Raw genomic sequence first — 13,973 nt, 5'->3', positions numbered from 1 at the left:
TTACTGCTTGTGAGAAAATAAGCCATATTCTAGAGTCGCTATCATAACGTAAATGAGCCATGAAAAAAGACCGAAATTTTGACGATTTGGCGAAAAAGTTCGCTGATAATATTTATGGCACAGCGAAAGGCCAAATACGACAAGTTGTTGTTTGGCAAGATATTGAATATATATTGCAAGAATTGAATGGTGCTTCACCTTTGCAAGTATTAGATGCAGGTGGCGGCATTGGACAGATTTCTCAAAAAATAGCGGCGCTTGGGCATAAAGTGACGTTATGTGATCTTTCTAGCGAAATGTTGACACTAGCTGAGCAAGAAATTGCTAAAAATGGCCTAATTGAGCAATATCGGCTAGTGCATTCACCAATTCAAGAAATTGGTGAACATATAGAAGCACCCGTTGATTTAATTCTTTTTCATGCTGTTATGGAATGGTTAGCAGATCCAATTTCAACACTAATGGGTTTATTAGATAACGTAAAACCCGGTGGTTTTATCTCGGTTATGTTTTATAACTATAATGGATTGCTATTTAAGAATCTGATTTGTGGTAACTTAACTCATATAGAACAAGGTATGCCACACCGTAAACGATTTAAATTACAACCTCAGCAAGGGATAAAGCCTGATGACGTATATCAGTGTCTAACTGATGCTGGGTTTGACATAATGGGAAAAACCGGTGTACGCACATTCCATGATTACATGCATCATGATCGAATGGGTGATTACAGTTTCGAACAAGTTCTTGATATGGAGCAAAAGCTTTGTCGTCAGGAACCTTTTTTGTCATTAGGCCGTTATATCCATGTCTATGCGCGTAAGCCATTTACAGAAGTAACATCAACGGTAGTGACAAATTTAAATGATAGCAATAAGGACAAGGGATGAGTGAAGTTACCCAGACTGTTCCTGAGTTAGTAAATTGGGTCAAAAACAATGAGTTTGCCCTTAATTTACCAACAGAACGGCTGGCGTTCTTGTTAGCGATTGCTGTATTAAGCGGTGATCGCTTTGATGAAGAATTAGGGGAAGGTGAGTTGGTCGATGCATTTCGCATTGTAAGCGACATGTTTGGCCAAACCAAGGAAACCCTGGCATTTCGCGCCAATAACGCCATTAATGAATTGGTAAGACAGCGACTAATATCGCGCTTTACCAGTGAGGTTACTGACGGGGCTAGCATTTATCGATTAAGTCCGTTAGCGCTCGGCATTACGGATTATTATGTGCGCCAACGTGAGTTCTCAACGCTAAAGTTATCGATTCAACTAGCAATGGTCGCCGATGAGATCAATAAAGCAGCAACAGCAGCACAAGAAGGCGGTGATGAAAAACACTGGCGTCAAAATGTGCATGCAGTTTTAAAATATTCCGTTGCTGAAATATTTGATCGTATCGATTTAAACCAACGTGCAATGGATGAGCAACAGCTGCAAGTTAAGCTCGATATCGCAGAGTTATTAAATCAAGATTGGCAAGCCGCTATCAGTAGTTGTGAAGTCTTACTTGATGAAACATCATCAACATTGCGTGAGTTGCAAGATACGTTGCAAGCCGCGGGTGATCAGCTTCAAAGTCAGCTACTTGCTATTCAAGAAGAGATTCAAGGCCGTGACGATCTTGATTTTGTTGATGGTATGATTTATATCCTGCAAATGAAGTTAGATCGCATCATCAGTTGGGGACAACAAACGATTGATTTATGGATTGGCTACGACCGCCACGTGCATAAATTTATTCGTACTGCGATTGATATGGATAAAAACCGAGCCTTTAGTCAACGACTACGCCAATCGGTTACTGATTACTTCGATGCACCATGGTTACTGACATTTGCAGACGCTGAACGCCTACTTGATATGCGTGATGAAACCTTAATTCTGCGGGATGATGAAGTAACCGGTATTGTTCCTGGTGAAATGGAATTTGAAGAACTTGATTTGGTTAACGATCAATTGGCTGAAAAAGTCGGTTTGATGTTAAAAGCACACAAAGCAACAGGTGCACCAATCAATTTGAGTGTTTTACTTAAAGATTATTTGGCACAACATCCGTATGCACAACATTTTGATTTAGCGCGGATTGTGATTGATCAGGCTGTAAGGATGGGGTATTCCGAAGCTGATTTCAATGCCATTCAACCTGATTGGAAAGCAATTAATGAATACGGAGCCAAGGTACAAGCCCATGTCATTGACAAATATTGAAGAATTTATGCCGGAGAAGTTGGCAAAAGCAATTGCTAACCCACTTTTCCCTGCACTAGATAACGCCCTGCGTTCTGGTCGCCATGTTTCAAGTGAAGATTTAGATAACCACGCTTATTTAATTGAGTTTGAGAAAGAATTAGCGTTGTTTTACCGTCGCTACAATGCTGAGTTAGTACGTGCACCTGAAGGTTTCTTATACTTGCGCCCACGTTCGACTTCATTGATTGGTCGCTCAGTATTATCTGAAATCGATATGCTAGTGGGTAAAGTCTTATGTTTTCTTTACCTTAGCCCTGAGCGTCTAGCTCACGAAGGTATCTTTACTAACCAAGAATTATTTGATGAGTTGTTGGTATTAGCTGATGAACAAAAGTTAATGAAATTGGTTACTAACCGCGCTTCAGGTTCAGATCTTGATCGTGAAAAGCTGTTTGATAAAGTAAAAACCGCATTACGCCGTTTACGTCGCCTTGGAATGCTTATCCCTATTGGTGAGAATGGTAAGTTCCGTATCAGTGAATCTGTTTTCCGCTTTGGTGCTGATGTACGTACAGGTGATGATGTTCGTGAAGCACAGTTACGATTGATTCGTGACGGTGAAGCCGTGGTTCACCAGCAAGCGTCAAGTCAATCAAGTCTGCTTGATGATATTGACACTAATAATCAAGAAATGCTTGAAATGCAACAAGATGTAGAGCAAGCGGGACAGGAGAGTAGTATTTAATGGAACGCGGCAAGTATCAATCGCTCACCATGATCAACTGGAACGGCTTTTTTGCTCGTACTTTTGATATTGATAATTTGGTGACAACGCTTTCAGGCGGTAACGGTGCGGGTAAATCTACCACAATGGCAGCGTTTATTACGACATTAATTCCAGACCAAAGCCTACTTCACTTTCGTAATACCACTGAAGCAGGAAGTTCAAATGCTTCTCGTGATAAAGGCCTTCACGGTAAATTAAAACCAGGTGCCTGTTACGCCGCTCTGGATGTGGTTAACTCAAAGCAGCAACGTATTATTTTTGCGGTTAAATTACAGCAAGTGGCTGGCCGTGATAAAAAAGTGGATATTAAGCCATTTTTAATTCAAGGTTTACCATCAAATATCAAACCCGCTGAAATTTTAGTTGAAACTATTTCTGAAAACCAAGCACGTGTTCGTCAGCTTAATGATGTTAAAGATCTAGTCAGCCAGTACGAAGGGGTGCAGTTTAAAACATTTAACTCGGTAACTGATTACCATGTACAAATGTTTGAAATGGGCGTATTACCAAAGAAATTACGTAATAGCCAAGATCGTTCAAAATTCTATCGTCTAATTGAAGCCTCTCTATATGGTGGTATATCAAGTGCGATCACCCGTTCATTGCGTGATTATTTATTACCGCATAACTCTGGGGTGAAAAAAGCCTTCCAAGACATGGAAGCTGCATTACGTGAAAACCGTATGACGCTAGAAGCGATTAAATTAACTCAAAGTGATCGTGACTTATTTAAGCATTTGATTTCAGAAGCAACCAATTATGTTGCCGCTGACTACATGCGCCATGCTAATGAGCGTCAGCAAAAATTAGAACAAACCCTGCGTTTACGTGGTGAGCTAATGGGGTCACGCCAAACGTTGATAGATCAGCAGTCATCATTAAATAATATGAATGCCGAGTTAGCGGAGCTAACTGATCAAGAAAATGCATTAGAGCAAGATCACCAGTCGGCATCTGATCACTTACAGTTAGTTCAAGCTGCGGTTCGTCAAGCTGAGAAAATCGCCCGCTACAAAGAAGATCTTGAAGAGCTAACAGAGCGTCTTGAAGAGCAAGTGATGGTGGTTGAAGAGGCTGCAGAGCAATTAGCAATAGCAGAAGAACAATCACAGCTAACAGAAGAAGAAGTTGATAGCTTAAAAACCCAGTTAGCAGATTACCAACAAGCATTAGATATGCAGCAGACACGTGCGCTGCAATATCAACAAGCATTGCAAGCATTAGAAAAGGCGCGCCAGCTATCGGGTGATCCACAAATGCTAGCAGATCAAGCACCACCGTATTTATCACAGCTTAAACAGCAGCAAGAACAGCAAACAACGGCTTTATTGGCATTAAAACATAAACTTGATATGTCATCGGCTGCGGCACAGCAGTTTGAAAAAGGCTTAGCGATTGTGACGACAATTGCGGGTGTTGTTGATCGTACTAATGCGAGTAATAAAGCGCGTGAACTCATTGAGCATGGCCGTCAACTTCGTTCTGTTTCTGAGCGTGGCGATCAACTAAAAGCGCAATATCGTGATTTAGAGCGCAGTGTTCGTAGCCAACGTCAAGCGATTGAGTTAGCAGGCGTGTATGCGAAAAAATTTGCGACCACTATTGATGGTGAATTGGCATTAGCAGAAGAACAAGCGCGCCATGAAGCAACTTTAGAAAGCTTAGAGCAAGATCAAGCAAGCTTAGTCGAGCAGCGTAATGACATGCGTCATAGCGAGCAAGGCTTAGCGGTTCGTATTACTGCACTTGAAGCTTCAGCTCCTGCGTGGATTGCTGCATCAGATGCATTAGAGACACTTTCTGATCAAGCCAATGTTGAGTTAACTAGCAGTCAAGCTGTTATGGATGCGATGCAAGAAACACTTGATAATGAACGTCAAGTATCTGCACAACGTGATCAATTAGCGCAACAAAAGCAAACCTTAGAGTATGATATTGAGCACTTGACACAGCCTGGTGGTAGTGATAATTCAGGTTTGCGTGCATTAGCTGATACGCTTGGCGGTACAATGTTATCTGAAATTTATGATGACATTACGCTTGCCGATGCACCTTATTTTAGTGCAATGTATGGCCCATCTCGCCACGCTATTATTGTGCCTGATTTAAGTGGTATTAAAGAAAAGCTAATTGCTCTAGATGATTGTCCTGATGACCTTTATATCATTGAAGGTGATGCTGACTCATTTGATGATAGCGGCTTTGATGTTGATGAACTTGAAAATGCGGTATGTGTACATCTCAATGATCGTCAACTGCGTTACTCGCGCTTTCCTAAAGTCCCACTGTTTGGTCGAGCAGCGCGTGAACAACGGTTAGAGTTTTTACGTGAAGAGCGTGATCAAGTTGTTGAAGATCATGCTAAAGCGGCATTTGACTCGCAAAAATTACAACGTTTATACCAAAGTTTTAATAGCTTTGTAGCAACCCATATGGCGATTGCATTCAATGCAGATCCTGAGGTTGAGCTTAAACAAGCACGTGATCAGCGTAATCAGATCATGCGTCAGCTAGCTGAGTCGCAAGCACAAGAGCAACAACAACGTAGCCAACTGGCCGCTGCACGTGAAGGTTTAACCTTATTGGGTAAATTAAACCCAATCGTAACATTGCTTGAAGATGAAACGCTAACTGAACGTTTTGCTGAAGTTGAACAGCAATTATCACAAATGGATGAGGCGCGTAATTATCTTGATCGCCATGGTAAAGCATTAATTGAACTTGAAGGGTTAGTGTCAGCTCTTGATGCCGATCCTGAGCAGTTTGATGCGCTTCAAATGAATTACGAAGCTGCCGATCAAAAATTGCAACAACTTAAAACGTTGATTTTTGCAGTTGCAGATTTAGCAGAGCGTCGTCATCACTTTAGTTATGCTGATTCAGTTGAGTTATTGAATAAGAGTTCAGAGCTTAATGAACAGCTAAAACTAAAATTAGCGACAGCAGAGCAGCAACGTAATACTGCTCGTGCAAGTTTGAAGCAATCTCGTGCGCAAACCAACCAATATAATCAGTTATTGGCATCACTGAAAAGTTCGCATCAAGCTAAGAATGAAACCGTGCTTGAGTTTGAACGTGAGTTACAAGAGCTTGGTGTACGTGCGGATGTTGAAGCCGAAGAACGTGCATTAGTACGTCGTAATGAACTCAATGAACGTTTACATAGTTCACGTAATCGTCGCAGTACATTAGAAAAATCAACCACGTCAATTGAGCTTGAAATGAAAGGCTTGATGAAGCGTTTACGTAAAGTGGGTAAAGAGTACCAAGACTTCCGTAAGCTGGTTGTTAATGCTAAAGCAGGCTGGTGTGCGGTATTACGTCTTGCGCGTGAAAGTGATGTTGAGCGTCGTTTACATCGTCGTGAGATGGCGTACATGTCAGCGGATGAATTACGTTCATTATCAGACAAAGCATTGGGTGCGTTGCGTCTGGCAGTGGCTGATAATGAAAACTTACGTGATGCATTACGTGCATCGGAAGATGTGGCGCGTCCTGAGCGTAAGGTATTGTTCTATATTGCAGTGTATCAACATCTGCGTGAGCGTATTCGTCACGACATTATTCGTACCGATGATCCTGTTGAAGCCATTGAAGAAATGGAAGTTGAGCTAGCGCGTTTAACTGAAGAATTGACGGCACGTGAACAACGCTTAGCAATCAGTTCTGATTCGGTAGCGAATATTATCCGTAAAACAATTCAACGTGAGCAGAACCGTATTCGTATGCTTAACCAAGGTCTACAAAGTGTAGGTTTCGGTCAGGTACGTGGCGTGCGCCTTAATGTTAAAGTACGAGATACGCATGAATCGTTACTGCTTGGGTTACTGGATCAAAAAGATCAGCATAATGATTTGTTTGGTAATAACCGTCTAACGTTCTCAGAAGCGATTGCGAAATTATTCCAGCGTTTAAACCCACATATTGATATGGGCCAGCGTTCACCACAAATTCTAGGTGAAGAATTACTGGATTACCGTAATTATCTAGAGCTGAATATTGAAGTTAACCGCGGTACAGATGGCTGGTTACAAGCAGAATCTGGTGCGTTATCTACAGGTGAAGCTATCGGTACTGGTCAAGCAATTCTATTAATGGTTGTGCAAAGCTGGGAAGAAGAATCTCGCCGTTTACGCGGTAAAGATATTATTCCTTGCCGTTTATTATTCCTTGATGAAGCCGCGCGTTTAGATGGTAAATCTATTGCGACGTTATTTGAGTTATGTGAACGTTTAGATATGCAACTATTAATTGCAGCGCCTGAGAATATCAGTCCTGAAAAGGGCACGACTTATAAATTGGTACGTAAAATATTTAAAGATCGTGAACATGTGCATGTAGTGGGTTTACGTGGTTTTGGTAATAAACCTAAGGTTGAAATGCCAATACAAACGTTATTGGATATTGAGCCTGTATAAAAGCGTCTATATCAATTAATAGATTCTTGAGAGTTGAAGCAAAAAGCCAGCATTAATGCTGGCTTTTTTTATGGCTGTTATTGGGCTGAGTAACCCAAAATTGTCGAAACTTATTTATCGTTTGGCCGTGAATGTTATCTATCATTGACTATAATTTTACTAATCCATTGTTATTCGTGAATGGTATATCGCTATTGTAATGATTACCTAGAGGTCAATTATGGCTAATACTGAGATTACTGAGCAAGAACGAGGCCGCTATGAATGGTGGGCCTTTTTATTCATTATTATTCTGTTATTTCCATTGTTATCTATAGCATTAGTTAGTGGCTATGGTTTTACGATCTGGGCGTTACAAGTATTTGTTTTTGGTCCTCCAGGGCATGGCTAGGTTGTAACGTTTCGATGAAATAAGCAACGGAGGGAGAGCAATGGTGACGTTCATAAAAAAATTATGGTTAACCTTTTGGCGTCCAGCAGCAAAGATAAGTCTTGGTGTACTTACCCTTGGTGGGTTTATTTCAGGTGTTATCTTTTGGGGGGGGTTTAATACAGCACTTGAAGTTACTAATACTGAAAAGTTTTGTATTAGTTGTCACTCAATGCGCGATACCGTTTATCCAGAATTACAAGGCACTATTCACTGGGAGAATAATGCAGGTGTAAGGGCAACTTGCCCTGATTGTCATGTGCCACATAATTGGACCGATAAAATTGCGCGTAAAATGCAGGCCAGTAAAGAAGTTTTTGGGGCGATTGTCGGTACCATTGATACGCCTGAAAAATTTGAAGCGAAGCGATTAGAACTCGCCCAACACGAGTGGAAACGTTTTGCAGCTAATAAATCCCTTGAATGTAAAAGTTGCCATAGCTATGACAGTATGAAGTGGGATGAAATGTCCCCTCGAGCACAAGTACAAATGAAACAAGCTGCAGCAAAAGATCAAAGTTGTATCGATTGCCATAAAGGTATAGCTCACCACTTACCTGCAAATATGGACTCTTCTGGTGGTATGGTATCTGAACTCGCGGCTATTGCACAAAATACTGATTATAAACAAGGGAATACCTATTACAGTATGCAGTTTATCCCGATGTATGAAGATCAAGCTAAAACCCAAAATGGTGGTTCGTTAGAGCCAGCATCGAGCGTGAAAGTTGTCGCTGTAAAAGATGACATGCTACAAATTGAAATCAACGGTTGGCGTAAAGAGAAAGGATTTGGGCGCGTTATTAATCAGGATTTTGGGATGAATATTCCGACGGCAGCATTAAGTAAAACGGCGGCTCAAAATAAGGATATTGTAAAAGGAACGACGGAAAAAGAAGATGATGTAACAGGGCTTAAATGGCAACAAGTGACGGCCACTTTATGGGTCGAAAAAGCAAAATTTGTAAGTAATGTTAATGATATCTGGTCGGTTGCACAATCGGCTTATAAAACCAATTGTAGTGTCTGTCATACTCAACCAGCCGAAAATCATTTTGATGCCAATACGTGGCCGGGAATGTTTAATGGCATGTTAGCATTTGTGAATTTTGATACCGACAGTGAAGCTATTGTTTTGAAATATCTACAAAATCATTCGTCAGATTTTGCAAAAGAAAAACATTGATAGTGTATTCCGTTTAAAAGAGGAAAGATCTATGTCTTTGAGTCGGCGCAAATTTTTACAAGGGGTAGCAACAACCAGTGCCGCTTCGGTGATTGGTCCTGGGCTATTATTACAACTAGCACAAGCAAGTGATACTAATACGCCTGTAGCGGATGTTTCGGGTATTTGGAAAGTCTCAGGATCTCATTGGGGCGCATTTCGAGCTCGAATTTATAATGGCCAAGTCGCTGAAATTAAACCGTTAGAATTTGATAAAAACCCTACTGATATGCTCAATGGTATCAAAGGTCTAATATATAGTCCCTCACGAGTGCGTTATCCAATGGTGCGCTTAGATTGGCTCAAGAAAAATAAATATAGTGGCGAAACTCGAGGTAATAATCGTTTTGTGCGGGTGACATGGGATGAAGCATTAGATTTGTTTTATCAAGAGTTACAACGAGTGCAGAAAGACTATGGCCCGTGGGCATTACATGCAGGTCAAACCGGGTGGCGAGAAACAGGACAGTTCCAAAGTTGTACTTCACACATGCAACGTGCAGTGGGTATGCATGGTAACTTTATTAAGAAAGTCGGTGATTATTCTACGGGTGCAGGGCAAACTATTTTACCTTATGTACTCGGCTCGACGGAGGTTTATGCGCAAGCAACCACATGGTCGACAGTGCTTAAAGATTGTAAAACTTTAATATGGTGGTCAAACGATCCGATAAAAAATAGTCAAGTTGGCTGGCAGTGTGAGACTCACGGTTCTTATGAATATTATGCGCAATTAAAGCAAAAAGTGGCCGATGGTGGGATCCGTATGATCTCGGTTGATCCTGTGGTATCAAAATCGCAAAAATATTTTAATTGTGAACATCAATACGTTAATCCTCAAACTGATGTCCCTTTCATGCTTGCCATAGCACATACATTATACAAAGAAGATTTGTACGATAAGCAATTTCTAGAAATGTACACACTTGGTTTTAATGAGTTCTTACCTTATCTATTGGGTACGGGTAAAGATAAAATAGCTAAAACACCTGAATGGGCTGAACCTATTTGTGGTGTTAAAGCAGATGCAATTCGAGAGTTTGCTCGTGGATTGGTAAAAAACCGTACGATGATAATGTTTGGTTGGGCAGTGCAACGTCAGCAGCATGGTGAGCAGCCGTATTGGATGGGCGCGGTGTTAGCATCTATGTTAGGCCAAATAGGCTTACCTGGAGGTGGGGTTTCGTATTCACATTTTTATAGTGGCGTTGGTTTACCTTTTAGTACTGCGGCAGGGCCGGGTGGTTTTCCTCGTAATGTTGATGAAGGTCAGCAGCCTATTTGGAATAACACTGATTTTAAAGGTTACAGTTCGACCATTCCCGTTGCTCGTTGGATTGATGCGATTATAGAGCCAGGTAAGAAAATTCAATATAACGGCAGTGATGTTGTCTTACCTGATATTAAAATGATGGTGTTTAGTGGCTGTAATCCATGGAATCATCACCAGCAACGTAACCGTATGAAAGAGGCATTTAGGAAACTGCAAACGGTGGTTAATATTGATTATACATGGACGCCAACTTGTCGTTTTTCAGATATTGTTTTACCTGCTTGTACTCAGTTTGAACGTAACGATTTAGATCAATATGGTACTTATTCAACCAGTGGTGTGCTGGCAATGCATAAATTGGTCGATCCTCTTTATCAATCAAAAACAGACTTTCAGATATTCACTGAATTAACTGAAAGGTTTGGTAAAAGTAAGCAGTATACCCGCGGTATGACAGAAATACAGTGGATAGAACAACTGTATAATGACTGCCGCAAAGCAAACAAAGATAAGCATCAAATGCCAGAATTTAACCAGTTTTGGCAGCAAGGGTTAGTTGAGTTTCCAACCGATCAAACCTATGTTAGTCATGCGGCTTTCAGAGAAGATCCTGAAATTAATAGCTTAGGTACACCTTCTGGTTTTATTGAAATTTATAGCCGTAAAATTGCGCGGTATAACTATGAACATTGCCAAGGCCATCCAATGTGGTTTGAAAAAGAAGAACGTTCACATGGTGGACCTAAGTCAGACCAATTCCCTTTTTGGTTGCAATCATGCCATCCCAATAAACGCCTGCATTCACAAATGTGTGATTCTGAAGATTTCCGTAATACTTACGCCGTAAAAGGGCATGAACCTGTTTATATCAATCCTGAAGATGCGAAGAAAAAAGGCATTAAAGACGGTGATATTGTAAGAGTGTTTAATGATCGTGGACAGTTGTTAGCTGGAGCCGTAATTTCAAGTCATTATCCTACCGGAGTGATCCGTATTGAAGAGGGGGCATGGTTTGGACCGCTTAATAATGACATTGGTGCTATTGATACTTATGGCGATCCCAATACGTTAACTATTGACATACCAACCTCAGAGCTTGCTCAAGCAACCAGTGCTAATACGGTGGTGGTTAATTTTGAAAAATTCACGAGAAAAGTTCCTCCTGTTACCTCTTTTAGTGGACCTCTGTATGTGAGTTAATTAAATCTGTGATCAACAATAAATAATAAAGAGTGGCAATAGCTGCTCTTTATTTATTTCTTATACTATAAAAAAAGGATTTTAATAAAGTGATAATGAAATGGTTGATAAAGTTGAGTTCCCCGAAGGGGATGATTTTTCAGGTGTAAAAAAACGTAACGTTCCCAAGTTTGAACAAGGAGAGAGCATTTTACAGGCCGCTGGCGGCGAAGCGGGTGTGCAACAGCTTGTTACTGATTTTTATTATTATATTGATAGCTTACCTGAAGCGGCAATGATACGTGCTATGCACAGTGACGATTTGGCTGAAGCTCAGCAGAAATTAACTACATTTTTAATTGGTTGGATGGGTGGGAAAGATAATTATGTTGAGCGATATGGGCGTATGAACCTTGCTAGTGCTCATCATCGTCATTCTATTGGTTTAGCTGAAAAACAAGCATGGCTTATGTGTATGCAAAAAGCGGTTGATGATCAACCATATGATGAGTTATTTAAGCGTTTTATTATGGTGCAATTGTCTTTTCCAGCTGAGATCTGCCGTAATCAAAATTAGGCCTCATAAACCTATTCCAAACCGGAATGGGTTGCTATCCTAGCTTTCACTGTTCGATATACTTAATCACCGTTATTATTCTGCTATTAGTATGTTGATTAATAAAGTGATCGTAAATGGAATTAGGTATAGATGTATTAGTAATTTTATTTGGTGTTGCGCTAGCTGCTGGGTTTATCGATGCAATAGCTGGTGGCGGAGGAATGCTGACAGTGCCGGCACTTTTGTCTGTTGGGATTCCACCGGCTCAAGCATTGGCAACCAATAAACTACAAAGCTCATTTGGTAGTTTTTCAGCATCTTGGTATTTTGTTCGCAATGGGTTAGTTAACCTTAAACAAATGCGATTAGCTATAGGTTGTACATTTGCAGGTTCAGCTGCGGGTGCAGTGTTAGTGCAGTATATTGATGCGAGCATACTGACAAGTCTTATTCCTATATTGTTGGTTTGTATTTCACTGTATTTCTTATTTTCTCCCAATATTGGTACAGGGGGCGGTACTCCTAAATTATCCGAAGCTGCTTTTGCGTTTTCAGTCGGTACGAGTATCGGTTTTTATGATGGTTTCTTTGGCCCTGGAACAGGTTCATTTTTTACTATCTGCTTTGTTGTTATAGCTCAATTGGGATTAGTAGAAGCAACGGCTCGTACTAAAGTTTTAAATTTCACTTCTAATATTGCCGCTTTGATATTATTTATTTTGGCTGGGCTGCCGATCTGGAAAGTAGGTTTAATTATGGCTGCTGGTGGTTTTATTGGCGCCCGATTAGGTGCACACGTTGTTATTAGCAAAGGCCAACGCTTTATTCGACCAATGGTTGTGATTATGTCGATGGGAATGGCAATTAAGTTGCTGTGGCAACAGCACCCGCAATGGTTTCAATTAGTTTTTTAACTCGCGGTGATTTATAGCTATTTTGGCGATAAATTAGATGAATTGGTCGAGTTAGTTCTGCTAATTCTTCAAATTCAAAACAAAACTCAGTATCAATGTTTAAGGTTTTGACTATCGAATTAGGCACTAGGGCGGGTAACATGCCTGCTAGTGCTAATTGTGCAGAAGCGGTGTATGAATCCATTTCCATTATTGGTGTGATCCCTTGCTTTTGCAGTATTGCAGCTTGAGATATATTGGATGGATTTCTTAAATCATTAGCCATAATTGTGGTAGGTAATGTGCGTAGTGGCTGATTAAAAACGACTTTGAAAGGTTCATCCATTAAATGCTCTGCAATAAAGTGAGAATTAGCAGGTAAATGCCCAGCGCAAAAGCCAATTGATGCTTTACCCGATTGAATGTTTTCAACAATGACTGGCGTATGGTGGGTGGTAATGGAAATATATTTATCATATTGAAAATACTGCCCTAATGTATGTGATAAATACCCTGCGACTAAAGTTTCAGAGCAATCAATTGTAATAATACTTTGATCATCGATATTTTGATGTTCAAAAATCAGCCCTCGAATTTCATTAAAACTAGGCCCAACGTTTTTGATTAACGCATGCGCATCGGGGGTCAGTTTTATTAACCTTCCTGCTGGAATAATCAACTTTGTTCCTAACGTTGTTTCTAATTTAGCAATCCGTTTGCTTACTGCTGATTGGCTAATATACAGCCGACTGCCAGTGCGACTCATAGTACCTTCTTCCGCGAGTACTAATAACGTTTCAATACCTTCAAGTAACATTGGTTGGTTCCATTGATGAAAGAGAGGAATCAATAATACGGGATGATAGCGATTGAGGCTAGGTGAGTAAAAGAAGAGTGTGCTATGGAACATATAATGTTTTAAAGATATAAGTTGAGTGTATAGCGGTGATGTCTTTGCTGTTTTGTTTATCAGTAATAATAACAGGGGGTAATGAGTAAAATATTGCCTAACTCT

10 protein-coding genes are annotated in these 13,973 nt (G+C 40.5%); 9 read left to right on the top strand and 1 reads right to left on the bottom strand.

What is annotated here, in order from left to right:
- The first annotated feature begins 59 nt into the window (after window positions 1–59).
- The 9 genes from cmoM (at window position 60) to VXS03_RS01045 (ending at window position 12,979) form a co-directional block, all read left to right on the top strand.
- Window positions 60–893, top strand: coding sequence for a tRNA uridine 5-oxyacetic acid(34) methyltransferase CmoM (gene cmoM, locus VXS03_RS01085; protein ID WP_327761490.1), 834 nt, complete (start codon window positions 60–62; stop codon window positions 891–893).
- Window positions 890–2,212, top strand: coding sequence for a chromosome partition protein MukF (mukF, locus tag VXS03_RS01080; protein WP_327761489.1), 1,323 nt, complete (start codon window positions 890–892; stop codon window positions 2,210–2,212). The genes cmoM and mukF overlap by 4 nt, the downstream gene beginning before the upstream one ends.
- A complete protein-coding gene (mukE, locus tag VXS03_RS01075; protein ID WP_327761488.1) occupies window positions 2,193–2,939 on the top strand; it encodes a chromosome partition protein MukE in 747 nt (248 codons plus the stop codon). Before mukF ends, mukE begins: the two co-directional genes overlap by 20 nt.
- Entirely contained in the window at window positions 2,939–7,399 is a 4,461-nt protein-coding gene (gene mukB / locus VXS03_RS01070; protein WP_327761487.1) for a chromosome partition protein MukB, read from the top strand. Before mukE ends, mukB begins: the two co-directional genes overlap by 1 nt.
- Window positions 7,400–7,619: 220 nt before the next feature.
- Complete coding sequence (locus tag VXS03_RS01065) at window positions 7,620–7,790, top strand: periplasmic nitrate reductase, NapE protein (RefSeq protein ID WP_327761486.1); 171 nt, start codon at window positions 7,620–7,622, stop codon at window positions 7,788–7,790.
- A 40-nt stretch (window positions 7,791–7,830) separates the two neighbouring features.
- Window positions 7,831–9,015: a pentaheme c-type cytochrome TorC gene (gene torC, locus VXS03_RS01060; RefSeq protein ID WP_327761484.1), complete on the top strand. Its 1,185-nt coding sequence runs from the start codon at window positions 7,831–7,833 to the stop codon at window positions 9,013–9,015.
- 31 nt (window positions 9,016–9,046) lie between these two features.
- The gene (torA, locus tag VXS03_RS01055; protein WP_327761483.1) at window positions 9,047–11,527 is read left to right on the top strand and encodes a trimethylamine-N-oxide reductase TorA; all 2,481 of its coding nucleotides are present in this window, start codon (window positions 9,047–9,049) and stop codon (window positions 11,525–11,527) included.
- Window positions 11,528–11,627: 100 nt separating this feature from the next.
- Complete coding sequence (locus VXS03_RS01050) at window positions 11,628–12,083, top strand: group II truncated hemoglobin (protein WP_327761482.1); 456 nt, start codon at window positions 11,628–11,630, stop codon at window positions 12,081–12,083.
- A gap of 116 nt (window positions 12,084–12,199) precedes the next feature.
- On the top strand, window positions 12,200–12,979 hold the full coding sequence (locus VXS03_RS01045) for a TSUP family transporter (RefSeq protein ID WP_327761481.1): 780 nt from the start codon (window positions 12,200–12,202) through the stop codon (window positions 12,977–12,979).
- Here VXS03_RS01045 and VXS03_RS01040 read toward each other — a convergent pair.
- Window positions 12,930–13,775, bottom strand: coding sequence for a LysR family transcriptional regulator (locus tag VXS03_RS01040; protein ID WP_327761480.1), 846 nt, complete (start codon window positions 13,773–13,775; stop codon window positions 12,930–12,932). The genes VXS03_RS01045 and VXS03_RS01040 overlap by 50 nt on opposite strands.
- Window positions 13,776–13,973 lie beyond the last annotated feature (198 nt).

This window comes from Photobacterium sp. S4TG1 (genome assembly GCF_036040035.1).
Lineage (GTDB): Bacteria > Pseudomonadota > Gammaproteobacteria > Enterobacterales > Vibrionaceae > Photobacterium.
The sequence above is the reverse complement of the archived record's forward strand: the minus strand, read 5'-3'. Positions and strand labels throughout refer to the sequence as shown.